Here is a 21,903-nt window from a genome sequence, read left to right on the forward strand (position 1 = left end):
TCTTGCGATGTGGAAACTACGATCATTTGTTAAACCTTATTGGCTGATCACCCTGCTTGCCCCCTTACTCATGGTGATGGAGGTCTGCATGGATCTAACTCAGCCTCGCCTCATGGCGGCAATTGTGAATCACGGCGTAGCCGAAGGTAACCTGGCGCTAGTTTGGTCAACGGGCTTGCACATGTTAGGCGTTGCTTTTCTCGGGCTTATCGGCGGGGTGGGCTGTACGTTTTTCACAGTGAAAGCCGCACAGAACTTTGGGGCAGACCTAAGGCTCAGCGTTTTTGAAAAGGTGCAATCCTTCTCATTCCGGCAACTGGATACTTTTTCAACCGGATCGCTGATTACTCGTTTGACCGGCGATGTGATGCAAATGCTGAACATCCTGCAAATTCTGCTGCGCCAGTTTACACGTGAGGCTTCACTGCTTATTGGCAGCATTATCATGGCGATTGTTATTTCGCCAAGGCTTTCTTTAATTTTGCTGGCTGTCGTCCCGATTCAATTTCTTATTTTATTTGTGTTGATGAGACGCTCTACGCCACTTTTTCGGCTGATGCAGACGAGGCTCGATCGCGTTAACACCGTTATGCAGGAAAGCACCTCAGGCATTCGGGTGATCAAAGCTTTCGTTCGCGCCGCCTTCGAGCGAACCCGCTTCGGCAAAGCAAACACCGCCTTGCTGGACGCAAGCCTCAGCTCCGCCCGCGCTCTGGCGACTAGCGGACCGCTGATGACATTGATTTTGAACATCAGCATTGTTGCGGTTCTATGGTTCGGCGGGGGACAGACCTGGAGCGGTTCTATGGCGATTGGCGATTTGGCCGCTTTTATCATTTATATCACTCAAGTGCTCTTCTCACTGGTTTCAATCAGCAATACGCTGATGAATATTTCCCGCGCCCAAGTTTCCGCCGAGCGAATCCGTGAAGTATTGGAGACAGAACCGGATATGAACGAACCTGTGCAGGAACACAGCGAAGTACATACAGAGCGGAATTCACTAGGGGCAGGCTGTGAGTTGGAATTCGAACATGTATCCTTCGTGTATGATTCAGCTCCCGATCAGCCTGTGCTTGAGGACATCTCTTTCAAGGCGCTGCCGGGTCAAACAATCGGAATTCTCGGGGCGACGGGCTCCGGTAAATCCACGCTTGTCAGCTTGATTCCACGGCTTTATGACGCAACGAAGGGCCGCATTCTTTTAGGTGGCGTTGATATTAAGGAAATGCCCGTCGAACAGCTTCGCAGTCAAATCGGTATTGTTCTGCAGCAGTCCATCTTGTTTAGCGGGACCATTCGCGAGAACCTTCTTTTCGGCAGGCCGGGGGCTACTGCGGCCGAGATTGAAGAAGCCGCCAAGGCTGCAGAAGCGGATAGCTTCATTCGCCAGTTACCCGAAGGGTACGAGGCGAAGCTGGGACAACGCGGGGTGAATCTATCCGGCGGTCAGAAACAGCGCATAGCGATTGCCCGAGCTCTGCTCCTGCGCTCACCGCTGCTTGTCCTGGATGACAGCACCAGCGCCATCGATCTTGGCACGGAGAAGCGCATCCAGCGATCCCTGCAGCAGTTGATGGCCGGCAGCACACGCATCATCATCGCGCAGCGCGTCACATCGGTGCTGCACGCCGATCAAATTCTTGTCCTGGATGAGGGCCGCATCGCCGCACGGGGAACTCACGAGGAGCTGCTGGCGACAAGCGCGATCTATCAAGACATTTACCGCTCGCAGCAAGGAAAGGAGACCGCCCTTCATGGCTAAAAAGCAGACACCGGCGCAAAAGCCGCGCGCCAAGCACATCGGTGCTACCCTCCTTCGCATGTGGGGTTATCTTCAGCAGCAGCGCATCGGGCTGATCACGGTTATTATCCTTACTGTTGTCGGCAGCGGTCTTGCGCTGCTCGGGCCTTATTTGATAGGCGTCGCGATCGATGACTATATCGTACCGCGGGACCGCAGCGGACTTCTTGGACTCTGCCTTCTTTTGCTTGGCTGTTATTTGTTCAGCGGTGCCGCTACTTGGATTCAATCCTATGTGATGGCAGGGGTATCTCAGCGGACGGTTTGGGAAATGAGACAGGATCTATTTCGCCACTTGCACAAGCTGCCGATCAGTTATTTTGACAAGACCTCTCACGGTGAACTTATGAGCCGCACGACGAATGACGTCGATAACGTAGCAACTACGCTCAGTCAAAACTTAACGCAGATCATTACAAGTATCGTTATGATAGTCGGTTCTTTTATTATGATGATTACTTTGAACATTTGGCTTACTCTCATTACATTGATTACGGTTCCCATCGTTCTATTCACAACGAAGCAGATTACGAGGCACACTCAGCGCCTGTTCAAGGAACAGCAGCAGCGGCTCGGTGAACTCAATGGCTTAATTGAGGAAACGATCTCCGGGCAAAAAGTAGTCAAAACGTTCCGCCGTGAAGCCGCGACGGTCCGCCAGCTGGGTACGATTAATAAGCAGCTCCGCACAGCTGGTACAGGAGCCCAGCAGCTTTCGGGTATGATGGGACCAAGCATGAACATGATCAATCATTTCAGCTTCATTCTGCTGGCTGCCATAGGTGGCTGGATGGTGCTCAAGGGTTGGACGATGGTTGGCGTTATTATCAGCTTCCTCAACTATTCCAGGCAGTTCAGCCGCCCCATCAACGATCTCGCGAATCAATATAATATGATTCAGTCCGGCATCGCGGGTGCTGAGCGTGTGTTTGAAGTGATGGATCGCGAGACGGAATACGATCCTGGCACAAGTTCCGAGCAGCTAACCAACGTGAAAGGTGAAGTCGTTTTTCAAAACGTCTCCTTCCGCTACACCGACGACGTGCCTACGCTGAACGATGTCACGTTCGCCGCAGAGCCCGGCGATTTGATCGCCTTGGTTGGCCCGACGGGCGCCGGCAAAACGACGATCATCAACCTGCTGACCCGCTTCTACGATGTCGGCGAAGGCTCCATCACCATCGACGGCCGCGATATTCGCAGCCTCGATAAAGACAGTTTGCGCAGCCGCCTCGGCATCGTGCTGCAGGATGTGTACCTTTTCTCGGATACGATCCGAGAAAATATCCGCTTCGGCCGTCTGGACGCGACGGACGAAGAAGTCGAAGCCGCCGCGAAGCTTGCCAACGCGGACGGGTTCATTCGCAAGCTGCCTAACGGCTATGACGCCATGTTGACCGCCGGAGGCGGCAACCTGAGTCAAGGCCAGCGGCAGCTGCTCACGATCGCGCGGGCGATTCTCGCCGACCCCGCGATCCTGGTGCTCGACGAGGCGACGAGCTCCGTCGACACGCGCACGGAGCTGCACATCCAGCAGGCGATGGGCGTTCTGATGAAAGGGCGCACGAGCTTCGTGATCGCCCACCGGCTCAGCACGATCCGCGAAGCGAGTGCGATTCTGGTCATCCACGGCGGCGAGATCGTGGAACGGGGCACGCACGAGGAGCTGCTTGAGCTCCGCGGGCATTATTATGAATTGTATGCCAACCAATTCAGCCAGGTTAGCTCGCTTTGAGGAGCCGTTAGGGTTGAAGGCTGCCTCCATGGCTGAGGCGGTCAAGCTGTCCGTTATCTCTAATTATTTAACGGACACCAGAGACGTTATTCTCGTTTATTTCCCTATTTCTCAAACGTAACGGACACCAGAGTCCTAATTAGCTAATAAAACAAGCAAAACGCACATTTTTGGTGTGAATAGCGGCTTTGGAGTCCGTTAGAATTTGAAAATGCCCCAAATTCATTGAATAAGGGCTGCTCTGTCCGTTAGAAATGCAAAAAGGGGGTTCCCATTAAACTGGGGGCCCTCTTTTTTCGTATTTTCAACCGAGTAGCTTAATATTTGGTATTATATGGATTAATAAGGGCAATTTACACTATATCTGGGAGGATGATACACTTTGGACTTTTCGGAACTGCACCAGTTTTTTAACGATATCAGCGGTAGGATTGGAAATGTAGCGGATCAAACCAGCAACCTTTCACAACAACTACAAACAGATATATCTCAATTACAGGCAGAACTGCACACCACGAATATTTTACTCACTATTTTTTTAATCGTGAACATTATTAGTTTAATTCTCAATTACGTTAAAAGAGCGAAAAAGTAAAACTATCAGCAGCGCGAGAGAAGTGCAAGCGTAACGCCCTATTGGGTTGCATCTAAGTGAAGTATGATTATTCGCTTAAGAATTGCCCTCCTAATAGGGCTTTTTTTATACTTTCAAGGGGCAATCGTTATTCCCTCCTCAAATCAGGGCACCCTACCCCTAACACGAATTATATTCATCCCTAGTTATCCATCTTAAATCTTAGTTATATCAACACCCTACAGGATTCAGGTACTCTTAGAGATGTAAACACAGTCATTTCTAAGTACATGGGAGGTCACATATTAGATGAAAAAATCATTCAAACAATGGATTGGCGTTGGCACGACGGCTGTTATGGCTGCAACGGTATTAGCAGGCTGCGGAAGTACAGCGAACACGGCTCAGCCATCTACGCAGCCAAGCGCCGGTGCTGCTGCAACCGCTAACGCAAAGCCGTTCGCAGGTAAAACGATCTCGCTCGTCACAGCCAACCACCCTTGGGCAGACGCGATCAAACCTTTGCTGCCGGATTTCGAGAAGGAAACAGGCATCAAGGTGAATGTCGAAAGCTTTTTCGAGGATCAGCTCACACAAAAGCTGACGGTTCAATTCACATCCGGCTCCGCAACGCCTGACGTTTTCATGTACCGACCGCTTCAGGAGGGTAAGCTTTTTTATAAAAACGGCTGGGTGCAGCCTTTAGATGACTATGCGCAAAAAGCGAATGATTACGATTTCAACGATTTCTCCAAATCAGCCATCGGCTCCACAACGGTTGAATCCAAATTAGCGGGCATTCCTATTATTACGGAGCAAGAGATTTTGTACTACCGCAAAGACTTGCTGCAAAAGGCCGGCATCGCCGTACCGAAAACATTAGACGAGCTTAATGCTGCGGTGAAAAAATTACACGATCCGAAAAACGAAATGTACGGATTCGTCGCAAGGGGCCAGCGCTCACCGCTCGTCACGCAGGTGTCGTCCTTCCTGTATTCGGAAGGTGCGGACTTCACGACAAGCGAGAAAGCGAGCATCAATACGCCTGAAGCGATCAAAGCTTTTACCACATACGGTACGCTGCTGAAAGACTACGCACCTCCAGGTGTGCTTAACATGTCCTGGCCGCAAGCCTTTGGTATTTTCGCACAAGGAAAGGTTGCTTTCTTAACGGATGCCAACTCCTTGTACCAGAACGCAACGGATCCTGCCAAATCTAAAGTAGCTGACCAAGTCGGATTCGCTGTATTCCCTGGCGGTAAAGCGGGCTCCAAGCCTTACAGTATCACATCTTGGGGTCTTGCCATGAATGCCAAATCCGGCAATAAAGATGCGACTTGGGCCTTCATTCAATGGGCGACAAGCAAAGATGTTGTGTTGAAAACGCAGCAAAAAGGCAACCCCGGCGCCCGCGCTTCGGTATGGGATAAACCGGAAGGTACGACCGGATTCCCTGCAGAGCTGGTTCCGATCATCAAGGAAAGCGCCAAAACAGGTGTTGACCACGACCGCCCAACGGTTATCAGCGTAGGTGAGGCTCGTGATGCGGTTGGTGAAATCGTGCAGAAGGTGATGTCCGGCGAAACGAACCTCCAACCGGTTGCCGATAAAGCTAACCAAGCGCTGCAAACGATCATTGATAAAGATAAAACGAGATAAATAGATGTTTGATGGGTGAAAAGGGTCATCTGATGGCCCTTTTTCCTTTCAATCTTTCATACGGCTTCTATACGAAACATCAGAAAGGGTGACTTCAGGTGCAATACAGCTGGTTTAACCGCAACTTAAAATGGATTTATACCCTTCCGGCCGTCATCTTCGTCCTGCTCATGATGCTGTTTCCCATCATCTACACGGTACGCATCAGCTTTTACGAGTGGAGCATGTCCGCTACGACGCCACCTCTGTGGGTGGGCTTAGCCAACTACGCAGCTTTACTAAAAGACGAGCGCTTCTGGCATGCCGCAGGCTCAACGTTTTATTTTACCTTTGCAGCACTCGCTTTGGAGGTTATTCTTGGCATCGCCATCGCCTTACTGCTCTCTAGAGAATTTCGCGGAAAAAACCTCGTCAAAACAGTTTTCCTGCTTCCGATGGTTGCGACACCGGTCGCCATGGGCTTGGTCTGGATGCTGATATACGAGCCAACAATCGGCGTCGCCAACATGATGCTCAAATCATTTGGGCTAGAACCCTTGCTATGGCTGGCTTCTCCCAATCAGGTCATTCCGTCTCTGGTCATCGTAGATGTCTGGGAATGGACGCCGATGATCGCGCTCATCATCATGGCCGGGTTGGCTACACTGCCAACTGACCCCTATGAAGCCGCTGATGTGGACGGCGCAAGTACATGGAGAAAGTTCGTTTCCATCACACTTCCGCTTTTAAGACCAACGATTATTGTGGCAGCTATGCTTCGTTTGATCGACGTATTGAAAACATTCGACATCATCTACGCAACAACCCAAGGCGGACCGAACTTCGCTTCGGAAACGCTGAATCTTTACGGTTATGTACTTGGCTTCCAGTACTTCAAGCTCGGTATGGCGTCGTCCCTGCTTGTCATTTTCTTCGCGCTGGTGATGGGCCTTACGTTATTTATGATTTGGATGCGTAAACGAATGGAGGGAGCAACTTCATGAAGAAAAAAAGAGGTTCACGATTGCTGCAAACCCTGCTCACCTTCATCGTGCTGATTGTTTTTGCATTCCCGTTTGTCTGGATGCTGCTCGCTTCCTTTAAAACACAATCGCAAATTTTGTCGACCGGCCAATTGTTTATTTTCAAACCGACTTTTCATAACTATGTCAGTGTGTTCAAGGAATACGATTTCTTAAAATTCATCTGGAACAGCTTCCTTGTTGCTTTCGGTTCGACGCTGCTGTCCCTTATTCTGGGCCTTCCGGCAGCCTATGCAATTGCGAGACATCACCTACAAAAACTTGGGCTCCTCATTCTAGTCGCAAGAATCATCCCAGGGATTACGTTCCTGATCCCTTGGTTCATTTTATTTTCCAAAATCCACTTGGTGGACACGTATACAGCCCTTATTTTAAGCCACATGCTCGTCGGTTTGCCTTTCATCATCTGGATCATGATCTCCTTCTTTGAAGCTTTGCCAACGGAAATCGAGGAATCCGGCCTTATTGACGGCTGTACGCATCATCAGGTTTTCCTGCGGATTATTCTGCCGATCTCCGGACCTGGCGTGATTACGGCGTCTCTGCTTTCATTTATCTTCTCGTGGAACAATTTCATGTTCTCTGTCATTCTGGCTGGGGACAAAACGAAAACGCTGCCAATCGCCGTATTTAACTTCATGTCTTATTCAGAAATTAACTGGGGCGCTCTTATGGCTGCAGCCTGCATCATTACGCTTCCGGTGCTGATTATCGCCTTAGTCTCGCAGCGCTATGTTGTCAGCGGGCTTTCCGCAGGTGCTGTAAAAGGTTAATTCCGATGGGATATAGCTGGATACAATGATGAGAGAGGTTTTTCCCTCCATTTGGAGGACTTCTCTCGTAGGCGTATACTCTAAGGTATAACGCTTAGCGGACCCGGAAGGTGATTTGGCATGCCCTATAAACTTAATATTTTTAGCAAAATCTTAATCATGTTGATCTTACTCCTCATTCCTATCGTGCTGCTGTACAGCTATACGAACCGGATTACAAATAACGTTGTGCAGGATCAGATTCAATCTTCGAATTTAAATCAGCTCTCTTTCTTCATGCATCAGTTGGATGCGGATGTGGAGCGGTTGGCCATGTCCCCCGTCATTCTCGGGAGCGATCCTTATATGAGGGAATACATCAACCGGAGCGATTCACCGGACTATGATGTGCTGAAGGAACAGTCGCGGATGATTCAAAAGCTCAGCTTACAAAGCGTCTCCAGCGGCTGGGTCAATGAACTCACGGTTGCCATACCCAAAGGAAAGCAGGTGCTTTCCTCCAGTATTTTCGTCAACGGCACGGATGTATGGCCTTGGCATCGAGCCATTCAGCGCACCTGGACCTATGAAATACGGGAGGGCGACAAAGGAATTGGGTCGTTCATCCGGGAAATTAGCGAGCCGATTCGTGCGCAGACGGTGGATCAAGCGAATGTACTTTATCAGGTAAGGTTCAGCGTGCAGAATATGGTGAATCTGATGGACGTGTACAAGCAGGATAAGCGCAGCGACCCTTTTTTAGTGGATGGCAAAAACGCTTTGATTGATAACAGCTCTTCCAATCAGCAGATTACGAATGCCATTAGAGAGCAGCTTATCCTTGATGGGGACCTTCCCAACTCCGGTCAAGTCCAGTTCGAGATCGATCATCAGCAGTATTTGATCAGCTATGTGAAATCTACGCAGCTAGGTTGGTATTTAGTTGATTATGTACCTGTGGAAAAAATACTTTCACCCATTACCATGACGCGCAAATTGTTCTACACCACCATCGGACTTCTGCTCGTTATGAGTGTGCTTGCTTCTTTCATGCTGTACCGAAACGTGCAAATACCGATTGGCAAAATGATGCAAAGCGTGCAGAAAGTGAAGCGCGGCGATTTATCCGCCCGCATCCACTATAAGGCCAAAAATGAATTTGATTTCCTCATTCAGCGGTTCAATGAAATGGCTGAGCAAATTCAAGTGCTGGTCGAAGACGTCTATGCCGAGAAAATCCGGTCTCGCGAAGCGACCTTGAAGCAGCTGCAATCGCAGATTCATCCGCACTTTTTGTATAACTCCTTGTTCTTCATCATTAATTCGGCTGAGATGGAGGATAAGGAATCTGTCGTGGCTATGGCGCAAAATTTGGCAGAATTCTACCGCTATACGACCAGGGTTGAGAAACAGGCCGTTAAACTGTCAGATGAACTTGATCTGGTCCGCCATTACCTGAATATTCAGCACCTGCGTATCCATCGTTTGAAATACGATATTTCCGTTCCCGCGAATATGCTGGATGAATGGGTTCCGCGGCTGATCCTCCAGCCTTTGGTGGAGAATGCCATCCTGCACGGCATCGAACGCAGCGTGGAAGGCGATCTTATCACCATAACCGGTGAGCAAGATGAGAACTGGAACCGCGTCATCGTCGAAGATAACGGCGCAGGGCTGAACGAGGCGGGACTGGCCCGGCTGCTGGAACAGCTGCATTCCCCGATGTCGGATGACATTGGTTGCGGCACTTGGAATGTGCACCACCGGCTGTATTACCAGTTCGGAGAAGGATCAGGGCTTACTTTTTATCCCGGTGAAAAAGGAGGCTTGAAGGCTGTGTTAACTTGGAAGCGCGGTGCGCAGATGAACCTTCCGGAAGCTGGCGGGGAGAGCAAACGATGATTCAACTTTTGATTGTCGATGACGAAGCGCATGTCGTAGATCGGCTTCATGCCACGATTGACTGGGCATCCATTGGGATTGAACAAGTATTCAAAGCCTACTCAGGCAAGGAAGCATTGGAGCTCCTGGAGCAATTCTCCATCGATATTGTCCTTACTGACATTCAGATGCCCGGTATATCGGGCTTGCAGCTCATTGCCGAAATTAACCGCAGATGGCAGAAAACAAAATGCATTCTCTTATCGGGTTACTCCGATTTCAATTATGCCAAAGAAGCGATTCTTCAAGGTACCGAGGATTATTTGCTGAAACCCGTGACCGAACCGGATTTGCTGGCTGCTGTCGGGCGGGTCATGGATAAACTTCGGAGCGAGTGGCAGGAAGTTTTCTCCAAGCAGAGACTAAGCTATACAGTGAAAGAGAACCTCCCTCTACTGCGGGGAAATTTACTGAGCGACCTTCTTCAGGGGCGCAAACTTACCGAGCAATCCCTCCGGGACAAAATGCAGATGCTGGAGCTTCCGGATTTCCATGAACACCCCTGTGTGCTAATGATGATTCGGCTCGAGTCGGATTTCCTGGAGTACGATATGAGCCGTCTATCCCTTATGGAGTATGCCATCAGCAACATGGTTGAGGAGCTGTTCGCGGAGAAATTTGATAGCTGGCACACGAAAGATGCGCATGATTATTTGATTTTTGTGATGAAAAAGAAGCCGCTGGCCGCGGATCAAGAAGACTCCTCCTGGCTCGAGAGAACCGCTTCCGTCCTGCAATCTGCCGTCAAAAATTATTTAAAAGGTAAAATCTCCATTCTGCTGAGCAGCTGGGGACAATTTCCCAGTGAGGTTACCTCCCTGTATAACGCCTCTTTGAACGCTTTTCGCAAACAAATTGGCAGTGAACATGAGCTATTGATGCGGCTCGGCGACGAATCCGTTCAGCCAGAGCTCTCCGCTCTTCAAAGACTGTACGAACCGCCTACGCTCAATCATCTTCTGGAAGCCGCCCGTTGGGAGGATACGGAGGATAAACTGACTCTGATTTTCGATGAAATGGAAGCGAAATTCTCCGAGTCTCAGGAGCATTTGCTGGAGGTTTACTTCTCTGTCGCGTCTGCCTTTGCTTATATTGCCCATAAAAATGGCCGGCCTCTGCACCAACTCATCGGCGGTGATTACGATCGGATGACCGAAGGCATCCCGTTTCGTACGGTCAACCAGCTGCGTGATTGGACGATTCGCTCTTTGCATCGGATGAGAGAAGACATGGATCAAGAGCGGAAAGACAGCCGTGTCACCTTGATTAATGACATCAGATCCTTTATCGATCAGCATCTGGCCAACGATGTCTCGCTGCAGTCTATTGCCGATCATGTCTTTTTGCACCCTGTGTACGTGTCTAAAATCTATAAGCTGGAAACCGGCGATAACCTCAGCGATTATGTCAATCGCGTACGAATGGATCGAGCGGCCTATCTGCTGAAGAACGGTCACGATAAAATATACGAAATCGCCACACAGCTCGGGTACCAACGTCCTCACTCCTTCAACCATGCCTTCAAAAAGCATTACGGCATGACCCCGCAGGAGTACCGTGATCAATATTCTTAGAAGAGGAGGATGTACGGTATGTCGTCGGAAGTTTTACAGCAGTTGAAAAAATCAAAGGTCATTGCCATCATTCGCGGAATTGAGCCTTCACAGGCGCAGCCTCTTTTTGAGGCGCTTGAGCGCGGCGGCATTACACTGGCCGAAGTAACACTGAATACGCCAAATGCGCTGCAAATCATCCAAATGATGCGCAAAAAGTATGAGGGCCGCATGGTGATTGGTGCCGGAACCGTGCTGAACGCCGCTTATGCAGATGAAGCCATTCGGGCAGGCGCCCAGTTCCTGATTTCCCCGAATGTGGATCAGGGCATGATTGAAAAGGCTTTGGCTAGCGAGGTGCTTCCGATTCCGGGAGCCCTTACTCCAACAGAAATTGTGCAGGCTATGAACTTCGGTGCATCCACTGTGAAATTATTCCCTTGCTCCAGCTTGGGACCTTCTTATCTGGAAGAGATCAAAGGACCTCTGAACGATGTGAACCTGCTCGCCGTTGGCGGGATTACGAAGGACAATGCTGCCGCTTATCTCGACGCAGGTGCTTTTTCTGTCGGTGTGGGAGGAAGTTTGGTCTCACTTAGCGAAATTCAAAGAGGGAATTATAAAGCGATTACAACATATGCCGAGCAGCTCATGGCGGCAGTAAACCAGTAAGACATTCTAGGTTATGGGAGAGGAAATTTACCATGAAGATTACGAAATTAGAACTGTTTAAGGTGCCGCCAAGATGGTTGTTTTTGAAAATCGAAACCGATGAAGGCATTACGGGTTGGGGCGAGCCAATCGTCGAAGGGAAAGCGGATACAGTCGCAGCCGCTGTCATGGAGATGAGCGAGCACATCATTGGCCAAGATCCCATGCGGATTGAAGATATGTTTCAGGTCTTGTACCGCGGCGGTTTCTATCGCGGAGGCCCTATCCTGACCAGCGCGATCTCCGGCATCGAGCAAGCGCTTTGGGACATTAAGGGGAAATTCTACAATGCCCCTATTTATGATCTGCTTGGCGGTGCGTGCCGTGACCGCACACGTGTGTATTCGTGGATCGGCGGCGACCGTCCGAGCGACGTTGGGTTGGCGGCCAAACAGCAGGTGGCCGCGGGCTTTACAGCCGTGAAGATGAATGCCACGGAAGAAATGCACTACATCGACTCGCTCAGCAAAGTGGACGAGGCTATCGCTCGTATTGCCGCTGTCCGCGAAGCCGTCGGCCGGGATGTCGGCATTGGCATCGACTTCCACGGACGCATTCATAAGTCCATGGCCAAAATCCTCGTCAAAGAACTGGAGCCGTACCGTCCAATGTTCATTGAAGAGCCTGTTTTGCCGGAAAACAATGAGGCGCTTCGGGAGATCGCCCGCCACACCTCATGCCCGATCGCAACCGGCGAGCGCATGTACACACGCTGGGGCTTCAAAGATCTGCTGGCGCAAGGTTATGTAGACATTATTCAGCCGGATCTTTCCCATGCCGGAGGCATTCTGGAGACTCGCAAAATCGCCGCGATGGCGGAAGCTTACGACGTTGCGGTTGCGCCGCATTGCCCGTTAGGCCCTATTGCCTTGGCCTCCTGCTTGCAGCTGGACACGTGCTCCCCGAACGCTTTCATTCAGGAGCAAAGCTTGGGTATTCACTACAATCAGGGCAGCGACTTGCTCGATTATTTGAAGGATCCAGCGGTGTTCCAATACGAAGACGGCTTCGTCAAAAACCTGACCGCGCCAGGGCTCGGCATCGAAATCAACGAGGACAAAGTTCGTGAAATGGCCGCTATCGGGCACACTTGGAAAAACCCTGTTTGGCGCCAAGCGGATGGTACAGTGGCGGAGTGGTAGGATCCTGGTTCTAGCTTCCTCCCCCCTCTTCTGGTGATTAGGCATAACGTGAGGCTGTTCCCGAAGGTCTGCAAGGACCGGTGGGACAGCCTTTTTGCCTTTTACGGCGAGAGCATGGTGACGGTTGCATAAGAATCCCGCTCACCAAAAGCAGCTCAATCGCCTGAACTCCCAAGTAGCCACTCTTCTGTAACGGACTCAGCAGCCGTTATTCTGATGATTTCAGCTTATTTCGCGGAGCTAACGGACTGTGGAGGCGCTATCTGTGAATTTCCCCGCTGATTTAGGCATTTTCATAGCCAATAGCGGCTCGTGAGTCCGTTAGATGCTGAATCTACCGCAAAAGCAGCGAATAACGTCATCTCAGTCCGTTAGCGTCGACAGCTAGCGTTCGCATACCCTCGAACAAACCAAAAACGGAGCCACGCAAATTCTGCGGGCTCCGTTCTCATTTTAAAGATTATTTCAATTCTGTAATAAATCTGTCCATGTCACCATTCGGTGTAGTCACCGATTCGTAGACTCTGATGGACACGTTATTTTGAACTTGGTTTTGAGTCAAGTTGCTGAAGCTCAGCGATTGCGTGCCGCTCACCAAACGATTTGTTCCACTGAAAGGGAACGAACTCGAGCCTAATGAGCTGCCGGAACCATCAACCAATTCAAATTTCAATTTGGAGAAGTTATTATCTACAAGGACTTCAGGGTCACGTGTAATGTCCAAATCAAGATTTAATTTGTAGGAATAAGATAAGGACGGAGTCGTGATTGTCAGCTGAGATAATGTCCAGCTTTTGAAGTTCAACTTGAATGGATATAAGGAAACATTGTTATGATCGTTGTCGCTTTGCGTGCTGACCGTGTAGCTGGCAATGGTGGATTTATAACCCGTTTGGCCTTGCGAAGCTCCTGCAAGGACGCCCTGCACATTCAATTTGTATTGATCACTTTGGTCTGTCGTTGGAATCGTATAGCCATAGCTAACTACAACTCCAGTTCCTGGAGCGATGTCCGAAGTACCCAACGTTTGACGGCTTCCCGTATACGTGAAACCATCTTTCCCTGTTAAATCCGCGGCAAGTGCCGGTACTGGAATCGGCTTATCACCTTTATTGACCAGCTTGAACTTCGCTAATCCCGTTTTATTTCCGGTTTCTTCGTTATTCGTCACATGCAATTCTTCCAACGATACAGCCAGATTAGGATTGATGAACTCATTCCCTTGCTCGAATACCATCGGTGTACCAAAGGTATAGTTGCCTCCGGAAGGAACTGTGCTTGTTTCTGTTCCGCCATTAGCCGGAAGTCCGAATCCGATGCGTCCTGTATAGTATTGAAGCGGCGTTGTTTGGCCTTGTTTCAAGAAACTTTCAGGTGTAAGAACATAGAAAGCATTCAATTGCGTACTTGCTTCCGTCGTAACCGCAAAATGGATATATTTCTGTTCTCCCGCATTCAGAGTTATTGGGGATTCCTCAACTCTTTTTCCAATAAAAGATTGCCCATTCGATTTCCCGCTAAGCGTAAAATCCGGAATGGTTTCCGCATAACTTCCCGAGTTCTGAACTTTCACTTGTACGATATAGGTTGGCGACTGCCCCGAGAACTGCTTGGACAAGCTTGTCGCCGAATATTTCAAAGATGAAGTCACGCCTGGAATGGAGAAGGTCGCTCCCCACTCTCCCATGAGCGAAGCGTCATTGATCACCGCATCATTACCGCGCCATACAATCGATCCAACAGGAGAATCTGCAAGCTGCGTTTCCTGCTTAGGATATACTTTTGTATCCACATCGATCCAAAGAACATCCGTTAAACTTACGTCCGATTTCACATTAATATCGGTCATATAACTTAGTGTCACATCACTCTGAGGCAAAATCGAACGAGCATTGCTTGCGCTTGGCACTAACGTGTAGTCCGTGCCGTCTGACGTTCTGACACGCAGTTCGTAATCAGGAACCCGAATCGTGGAATTGGACGAATTAGTTAACTTAACGACGGTTCCGACTCTCCAGCCATCCGTTGTTTTTTCCTGCAGGACGCTCTTGACTTGAGCCTGTGAACCTCCTGGAAGGCTGTAGGCTTTCAAATCTTCTGCATGGATTTCCGAATGCTGTCCGGAAGTTATACTCCCAGGTACATATTGCTGCTTCGCTGCATAAGAGGAAGTAACCAGCAGGTCGCGTGTCGCAGGTTGAATTCCCCCGAATGTACCGTCAGCTTGGTTGCTGAGCAGGTTCAATTGAATAGCCAACGCGGCATAACCTTTAGCCCAACTGGAGACGGTGTTATCATTAACCCCTGTAGTTCCTTTAGCTTGGGCATCTTTATTCAATCCCCGAATTAGGAAGGCTGCCAGCTGCTCTTTCGTCACTTCGCCTGCCGGGTTGTAGGTGCCTTGGCCAAAGCCGTCGGTAAGGTTAGCTGCTTTCAGCGCTTCGATATAAGGTAGGGCATAACCATTTGCCGGATCTGAGCTGCTCACATCGCTGAAACTGGATACCTGCAAAGTAGAATCTACCTTCAATCCGAAGATTAAAGCCGCCACTTTAGCGAATTGAGCACGGTTCATTTTATCATGAAGGCCAAAAACGCCATTGCTTACTCCATCAAAAATACCTGCGGAAATCATCGCATCAAATTTAGCTTTGGTTCCCGCATCAAGACCACTTAAATCACTGAAATCCGCTGAGGATTTAGCGCCAGTCGCACCTAGAGCTACAGATGCAAACAAAGTAACAGCCATAGCTGAGCTCACGATAACGGATAAACTTTTCTTCATTGTCGTACTCCTCTCAAAAGCTGGATATAAATCTGGATATCATAAAATCATTTACTTTTTGACCTCGGTTGGTGCCTTTTTTCTCTGAATAAAGAAAAGGACAAAAGGGATACATATGAAAGCAGGGATTGCAGAAATATAGAACGTATCGGCGATTGACCTGACCAATGATTCTTTTTGCATGATGCCGGCCAGATAGCTAGCCGCAGTTCCTGAGGCTGTTGCCATATCTACCGACCAGGAGTAAATGGAGCCTGAAAGCATAGATACCGTACTATTCGCTGTAACCGAATCAACGGGTACATTATCACTGATGTGTTGAAAGTGTTGAATTTGACGATTGCTCATAAGCGCTGTAAAGATGGCAATCCCCAGGGAACCAGCTACTTGACGCACGACGTTAGATAGCGGTGAAGCATTCCCTACTTGCTGTGGAGATACCGCACGCATACCCGCTGTAGTTAGTGGCATCATACATAGCCCAATTCCGATACCGCGGATCGTTAATACGGTATTTAGCCAATGGTTAGGCGTATCCGTCGTGAGATGGTGCAGATCCAATGTCGTGACACCAAGGATGGTAAGCCCCGTGATACACAAAGGGACAATCCCGAATTTATCGGCGAGCTTGCCACTGATCGGCATCATAAGTGCCATCGCGATGGACTGCGGCATCATCACAAGCCCGGTCTGCATGGCGGAGAGCCCTTGAATATTTTGCAAATATAAAGGGGTCAAGAACGTACCGCCCATCATACCCATCATAACTAAACTACCTGCAATAACGCTAATGGCAAATTTTAAATTCTTGAAAAGCTTCAAGTCAAGCACAGGCTGTTCGACTCCGAGCTCCACCCAGATCAAGAGTAGCAAACTGAAGAAGGCAACAAACAGCAAACTAATGATGAACAATGAAGTCCATCCTTGCTGCTGGCCTTTACTTAGCGCCAATAGCAGGCTTCCAAAGAAGACCATGGACAGAATAGCTCCGGTTAAGTCGAACTTCAATCCTTCTCTTCGCGGAGATTCTTTCAGCAAGACCTTCCCAAGTATGACGGCAAGAATCCCGATAGGTACATTGATGAAAAAAAGTAATCTCCAGCTGTAATTCTGGATAAGATATCCGCCGAACGTCGGCCCGAGTGCAGGGGCACACATCGCTGCTACCCCCCACAGGCCAATCGCCGTACCGGTTTTCTCCCGGGGAAACGTAGTATAAATAATGGACATCCCGATTGGCATAATAAATCCGCCGGCAAAACCTTGAATGATTCGGAATAAGATCATTGTACTAGAGCTCCAAGCCAAACCGCAAACTATGGAAAATAAGGTAAATCCGGCTACAGAGTAAATAAATATATTTTTATTTCCGAATTTGGCACCGAGAAAGCCGCTCATCGGAATAACCATCGCAGATGCCAAGGTATATCCTGTAATGACCCACTGCATCGTATTGATGTCCGAGCCGAAAACGGCAACGAACTTGTTCATAGCTACATTCATTAAGCTGCTGTTCAAAACGGCAACGAAGGTACCCATGACGATGGCGATAAGCGACAGCCACATTTTACCGGAGCCTTCTGATTCTTGTTGTTTCACTGCCGATGCATCGGCCATAGCTGCGCCTCCTATTCGGCTTTTACCTTCGTGCCTTCAGCAATCTTGTCTGCAGGATTCACGACAATTTGTTCATTAGCCTTTAATTTATCCGTAGGCAGCACGTACGACCAATCCTGGTTTTTTTCCTCTGTTTTTACTTCAACAAGGTGGGCTGTGTTGTCGGTTACGGTGAATACATATTCTTTTTGATCTTTTTTAATAATTGCGCTTTTCGGAACTTCCAAACGGCTCTCTTGTGCTGCGTTCAGTTTAACTTCCGCTACCATACCTGCAAAAAGTAAACCATCTTTATTGTCTACCTTCACTTTGACAGGGAACGTATTGCTGTTCGCGTTAGCAACAGGACTTACGAAAGAAATCTCGCCTTTAAAGGTTTGATTCGGCAAATTTTGAATCGCAACATCTACTTGCATGCCCGCTTTCACTTGCGTGATTTGGCTGTCGGACACACTCAGTTCTACTTGAACTTGATCCATGTTCACCAGAGAGAGGATCTGCACGCCCGGTTGAGCGAGTTCACCCACGGAAATGCTTTTTTTGACAATAAGTCCGTCGATTGGCGCGGTAACTGTCGCATTGCTTAAACCGCTGTTAGCAAGCTCTAAACCTGCATTTAAACGGTCAACATCAGCCTGAAGCGCTGAAATGGTATTATCAGTTGGTCCTACTTTAGCCAATTGCAGCTTAGCCTCTGCTCCTTGAAGTTGCGCTTCAGCCGCTTTTTGGGCTCCCTGTGCTTGTTCAGAGGCAGCTTTCGCTTTCTCAAAATCAAGTGTTCCTTTATCCAAATCTTCTTGTGTTACACCGGAATTGCTGTCGTAGGAATTTCTTAAACGGTTATAAGTGCTTGTGGCAAGATCGAGTCCTGCTTTGGCTTGCTCCATCGCCGCGGTTGCCTGTTGATAGGCCCCTTGAGCTGCACTAACTGCGCTTTGAAGCCCTTGAATTTCCTGGGAACGGGCACCTGCTTTGGTATCGACAAGTTTCGCCTGCGCCGCAACAAGGGCAGATTCCGCTTGTTTCACTTGCTGTGTCAGATCGTTTGTTTCCAGTTGAACCAGCACATCGCCTTGTTTAACTTTGCTACCTTCTTGCACGTTTACGCTGGCAACTTTACCAGCAACTTTGGATACAATTTTAATATCCTGATCCGGAATAACTTTACCGCTTAAGCCTGCAGTTGCAGGTTGTCCCACTTTAATAACTTGAATCGGTACGGCTGCAGAATCCGCTTGTCCTGAAACTTTGGCGCCACATCCAGGAAGGATTGCAATAGCTGCCAATATGAGAATCGCTGGAACGATTATTTGTTTTCGTATATGCATCGTCGACTAACTCCTCTTGTTTTAGTTGCCCTTCAAATGAATTTTGATTGAAGTGCTGATTCCGGGTGATAATTCAAGCCCTTGATTGTCATCAATCGAAATTTTGATAGGGATACGTTGGGTGACTTTTGTAAAGTTCCCGCTGGTATTCGTAGCAGGCAGCAGCGAAAAGGTCGACGCCGTGGCTTTACTAATTTCTTGCACTTTGCCTAGCAGCACTTTGCCAGGGAAATTGTCCAAATTGATTTCTACGACTTCGCCTTCCTTGACCTTATGAATCTCTGTTTCCTCCACATTGGCCGACACGTACAACTTGTTCGTATCTACGACCATCGCTACCGTTTGACCTGGTGAGGAAACTTCTCCGGCTTTCACCAATGTTTTAATGACAGTTCCTTCAATTGGTGAGCGTAGTGCCGCTTGATCGAGGCTGCTTGTGGGCAAATTATTGTTGTCTTGCTGCCCAATGATCTGATCGGCCAACACATGATCTCCTTCGCTAACTTGCAACGAAGTCACTTTTCCGGTAATTCGCGGCATTACTTTGTAGATGTCTCCGGCAAGCCTGGAATCATCCGTAGTTAGGTAGTTTTGGCCTTCATACCAAAAATAACCGCCGATACCTCCACCAACGACGACCAAAGCGGTCAATATGATATACAACATTACTTTACGCTTCATGATTTCTCCTCAACCTTCTTTTCCAAATGTCTTGTAATCAAATCAAAAGAATTATGAATGGTGACTAATTCTTCTTCTGAGAATCCATTTAAAAACTTAGAATAATTAGCTTCTTGAAAAAAAGAATTTTCCTCAAACCTTGCCAGTTTCTTCTCCGACATATAAATCCAAGTCACGCGGCGATCCACTTCGTCTTTCACACGTTCAAGCCAACCATCGCGTTCAAGCCGATCTATGATACCCGACACGGTACTGTAAGATAAATCAACAGCGTCGACAATCTGCCCAATCGTCTTGGGCTCCTTCTTAATTTGACACAACGTCATGAATTGGGGAGGTGTTAAACCCAAACAATTAATCCTTTTAGCTAACGACTCTTTATGGTATCTCGTCAATTGCCTCAGAAGTTTAGCAATATTGGTTTCAAGATACATCCACACACCTCATTTCAGACGAATAGAATTGAAGAGCGACATTGACTCCCCCAAAAACAAGTTGTATCATAAAACTACATTGTTGTATTATACAACTTTATAGAGGGTTGTCAATCATCATTTTCAGCCTCTTTTCAGATTCAAAATTGGAGTTGGGTATGTTACCATAGTTCATATAGCTAATGAGGTGAAGAAGGATGAAAATAGATTCATTGGAGATCATAGAACTTGAAATGGCCATATTCGTTCGCCGCCTCACGTCCCTGTCATCCGACAAGAAATTCGGAAATATCGATCGCTCTGCTTATCTGCTGCTGCACCAAATATCGGCCCATGGCTGTGCTGGCGTAAAAGCATTGGCGGATATTTTTCAATTGGATATTTCCACCGTTAGTAGACAAGCATCTTCATTAGAGCAGAAGGAATACGTGTACAGAATCCCTGACCCCCAAGACCGAAGAGCATACACCTTGCAAATAACGGATTTGGGCAAACATGAATTAGATGAATATAAAAAGGCAAGGTCGGTTCGATTTAAGGAAGTACTCAAAGAGTGGTCAGATGAAGAATGCCAAACATTCGCACAATTGTTACGCAAATTCAATATTACGATCAATGAAAGTCGTGCCAAAGAGCCCAGCTAGTATTAGTTGGGCCAAAAAAAGAGGTCAACCAGAAAAGATCCGGTGACCTCATACAAAGTGAAACCTTTAAAACAAATCCAGCTGCCTCGGCGCCAGCCCTTCATAATCAAGCCCCAGCATCGCCATCAACTGCTTGGCATTCCCAGCCGCGTGCCCGCCCGAATTGTTGTTGAACACCACACAGACTTCCCGCGTTTTCTCCTGAAGTTGCAGAAGCCAATCCTTCCATTCCAATAATTCCTGTTGATTGTAGTCGTATAAATATCGCACATCGCGCCAATTTGCTTCGTTGTTTTGCACCCAGCCGCCGACATTTCGTCCGTGGAATCGTACCATTGTCATATCGGGATGCGTGACCTCTAGCACGGTAGGAACGGAGCCCACTCCCGCTTGCGGCTCGTCACAGATGCTATGCATCCAACCTTCGCGCTTCATGAACGTGAGCGTCTTCTCCTGCATGTCCTCCTTGAACCAACTCTGATGGCGGAATTCCAGAGCTACAGGCACATCCCCCATTCGTTCTCTCGCATCGCGCAGCACATCCACATTTGCTTTATTGCAATCGAACCAAGGAGGGTACTGGAACAGCACCGTCTTCAGTTTTCCTGCTTCTTGAACGGGTCGAATCGACTGCAAGAAAGTCTCAAACATCTCTCCGATCCCACCGGCAAAAGGATTCGCCCCCCGCAAATGCCCTGTCATTCCCTGGTACGCCTTAATGATAAAGCCGAATCCTTCCGGAGTCTCTTGATTCCACTTGATGTAGTTGCGTTCCGGCTGAATCGCATAAAACGAAGTGTCCACCTCCACAACCGGAAAGTGTGCGCCGTACTCCCGCAGCTTCCCTCTGCTGCCGCCCAACTCGTGATCGCCCCATCCGGCGAGACCGATATTGATCATTGTAAGTTCCCCTTACATCGCTGATTTTCTTTTATTGTAGCTTTTTGAAGGGGAGCTGGACAACTGAGGGGCCTAAAACGAAACATGAAACATTTTCATCCAAAATACCGTCAACAGCATTGAAAAACCATAAGCTAATAGAGGTTTGACCGAAAACAATTTGAGCATAGGAAACATGATGATATTAAAAATAATCGACCATCCTAAAGACCAGCCGTATTGATACTCGATTCTACCCGTCAAAGAGTAAATGTACTCCACCCCGCCATAGATGAGCACCCATTTGACATAGTGAAAAAAGACCTTCATCCGGCCCTTCGGGAAATTCGTCAGAAACAGGAGTGCCGTGGCGGGGAAAGTGAGAAAGGTGTAAATCAATTCCGTGAGGCCTGTATCCCCGAACCAGTCGGGAGTCAGCGTCCAGAGCATACGCTCAGCGCATAAATAGTTGTATAATAAATTACCTATAGCGAAATACATCATCGTAGGTTGATACTTCTGCCAGTTCCGCCAATCGCCCCATCGATACGAAGCCCAAACACTAAAAATAGCCACAAATAAGTGCATAACGACATGTCTCCTTCTCGTTGTATCTATTATACAAATAATTTACAATTATAT

Annotated in this window: 17 protein-coding genes and 1 pseudogene; 10 read left to right on the forward strand and 8 right to left on the reverse strand. The window is 48.4% G+C overall.

What is annotated here, in order from left to right:
• The first annotated feature begins 7 nt into the window (after positions 1 to 7).
• The 9 genes from ACKTT9_RS37310 (at position 8) to dgoD (ending at position 12,893) form a co-directional block, all read left to right on the forward strand.
• A complete protein-coding gene (locus ACKTT9_RS37310; protein ID WP_407869907.1) occupies positions 8 to 1,765 on the forward strand; it encodes an ABC transporter ATP-binding protein in 1,758 nt (585 codons plus the stop codon).
• Complete coding sequence (locus ACKTT9_RS37315) at positions 1,758 to 3,539, forward strand: ABC transporter ATP-binding protein (RefSeq protein ID WP_407869908.1); 1,782 nt, start codon at positions 1,758 to 1,760, stop codon at positions 3,537 to 3,539. Before ACKTT9_RS37310 ends, ACKTT9_RS37315 begins: the two co-directional genes overlap by 8 nt.
• A gap of 883 nt (positions 3,540 to 4,422) precedes the next feature.
• Positions 4,423 to 5,772, forward strand: coding sequence for an ABC transporter substrate-binding protein (locus tag ACKTT9_RS37320; protein ID WP_407869909.1), 1,350 nt, complete (start codon positions 4,423 to 4,425; stop codon positions 5,770 to 5,772).
• Between the two features lie 98 nt (positions 5,773 to 5,870).
• Complete coding sequence (locus ACKTT9_RS37325) at positions 5,871 to 6,755, forward strand: carbohydrate ABC transporter permease (RefSeq protein WP_407869910.1); 885 nt, start codon at positions 5,871 to 5,873, stop codon at positions 6,753 to 6,755.
• Positions 6,752 to 7,567: a carbohydrate ABC transporter permease gene (locus ACKTT9_RS37330; protein WP_157318326.1), complete on the forward strand. Its 816-nt coding sequence runs from the start codon at positions 6,752 to 6,754 to the stop codon at positions 7,565 to 7,567. The genes ACKTT9_RS37325 and ACKTT9_RS37330 overlap by 4 nt, the downstream gene beginning before the upstream one ends.
• A gap of 120 nt (positions 7,568 to 7,687) precedes the next feature.
• Positions 7,688 to 9,448: a sensor histidine kinase gene (locus tag ACKTT9_RS37335; RefSeq protein WP_407869911.1), complete on the forward strand. Its 1,761-nt coding sequence runs from the start codon at positions 7,688 to 7,690 to the stop codon at positions 9,446 to 9,448.
• On the forward strand, positions 9,445 to 11,061 hold the full coding sequence (locus tag ACKTT9_RS37340) for a response regulator (RefSeq protein WP_407869912.1): 1,617 nt from the start codon (positions 9,445 to 9,447) through the stop codon (positions 11,059 to 11,061). Before ACKTT9_RS37335 ends, ACKTT9_RS37340 begins: the two co-directional genes overlap by 4 nt.
• A gap of 18 nt (positions 11,062 to 11,079) precedes the next feature.
• Positions 11,080 to 11,712, forward strand: a complete 633-nt coding sequence (locus ACKTT9_RS37345; protein ID WP_407869913.1) for a bifunctional 4-hydroxy-2-oxoglutarate aldolase/2-dehydro-3-deoxy-phosphogluconate aldolase — start codon at positions 11,080 to 11,082, stop codon at positions 11,710 to 11,712.
• A gap of 32 nt (positions 11,713 to 11,744) precedes the next feature.
• Positions 11,745 to 12,893 carry a galactonate dehydratase gene (gene dgoD / locus ACKTT9_RS37350; RefSeq protein WP_407869914.1) on the forward strand — a complete coding sequence of 383 codons (1,149 nt, stop codon included), beginning with the start codon at positions 11,745 to 11,747 and terminating at the stop codon, positions 12,891 to 12,893.
• Positions 12,894 to 14,263: 1,370 nt separating this feature from the next.
• Here the strand turns inward: dgoD and ACKTT9_RS37355 are convergent.
• The 6 genes and pseudogenes from ACKTT9_RS37355 to ACKTT9_RS37380 all read right to left on the reverse strand — a co-directional run bounded on the left by ACKTT9_RS37355 (position 14,264) and on the right by ACKTT9_RS37380 (position 19,738).
• Positions 14,264 to 14,365, reverse strand: coding sequence for a hypothetical protein (locus ACKTT9_RS37355; RefSeq protein ID WP_181646528.1), 102 nt, complete (start codon positions 14,363 to 14,365; stop codon positions 14,264 to 14,266).
• An 896-nt stretch (positions 14,366 to 15,261) separates the two neighbouring features.
• A pseudogene (locus ACKTT9_RS37360) lies at positions 15,262 to 15,678 on the reverse strand (S-layer homology domain-containing protein); the annotation flags it as partial.
• 51 nt (positions 15,679 to 15,729) lie between these two features.
• Positions 15,730 to 17,295, reverse strand: a complete 1,566-nt coding sequence (locus ACKTT9_RS37365; RefSeq protein WP_407869915.1) for a DHA2 family efflux MFS transporter permease subunit — start codon at positions 17,293 to 17,295, stop codon at positions 15,730 to 15,732.
• Positions 17,296 to 17,306: 11 nt separating this feature from the next.
• On the reverse strand, positions 17,307 to 18,623 hold the full coding sequence (locus ACKTT9_RS37370; protein ID WP_407869916.1) for an efflux RND transporter periplasmic adaptor subunit: 1,317 nt from the start codon (positions 18,621 to 18,623) through the stop codon (positions 17,307 to 17,309).
• 21 nt (positions 18,624 to 18,644) lie between these two features.
• On the reverse strand, positions 18,645 to 19,304 hold the full coding sequence (locus ACKTT9_RS37375) for an efflux RND transporter periplasmic adaptor subunit (RefSeq protein WP_127456831.1): 660 nt from the start codon (positions 19,302 to 19,304) through the stop codon (positions 18,645 to 18,647).
• A complete protein-coding gene (locus tag ACKTT9_RS37380) occupies positions 19,301 to 19,738 on the reverse strand; it encodes a MarR family winged helix-turn-helix transcriptional regulator (RefSeq protein ID WP_181646513.1) in 438 nt (145 codons plus the stop codon). The genes ACKTT9_RS37375 and ACKTT9_RS37380 overlap by 4 nt, the downstream gene beginning before the upstream one ends.
• Positions 19,739 to 19,935: 197 nt before the next feature.
• Between ACKTT9_RS37380 and ACKTT9_RS37385 the strand changes: the two genes are divergently transcribed.
• A complete protein-coding gene (locus ACKTT9_RS37385) occupies positions 19,936 to 20,382 on the forward strand; it encodes a MarR family winged helix-turn-helix transcriptional regulator (RefSeq protein WP_127456833.1) in 447 nt (148 codons plus the stop codon).
• 66 nt (positions 20,383 to 20,448) lie between these two features.
• On the opposite strand, the gene ACKTT9_RS37390 is transcribed toward ACKTT9_RS37385, so the two are convergent.
• Together ACKTT9_RS37390 and ACKTT9_RS37395 are read right to left on the reverse strand one after the other, a co-directional pair.
• Entirely contained in the window at positions 20,449 to 21,282 is an 834-nt protein-coding gene (locus ACKTT9_RS37390) for a DUF72 domain-containing protein (protein WP_407869917.1), read from the reverse strand.
• Positions 21,283 to 21,354: 72 nt separating this feature from the next.
• Entirely contained in the window at positions 21,355 to 21,849 is a 495-nt protein-coding gene (locus ACKTT9_RS37395; protein WP_407869918.1) for a CBO0543 family protein, read from the reverse strand.
• Positions 21,850 to 21,903 lie beyond the last annotated feature (54 nt).

It is taken from the genome of Paenibacillus sp. P36, from assembly GCF_045866505.1.
GTDB classification, from domain to species: domain Bacteria; phylum Bacillota; class Bacilli; order Paenibacillales; family NBRC-103111; genus Paenibacillus_E; species Paenibacillus_E chondroitinus.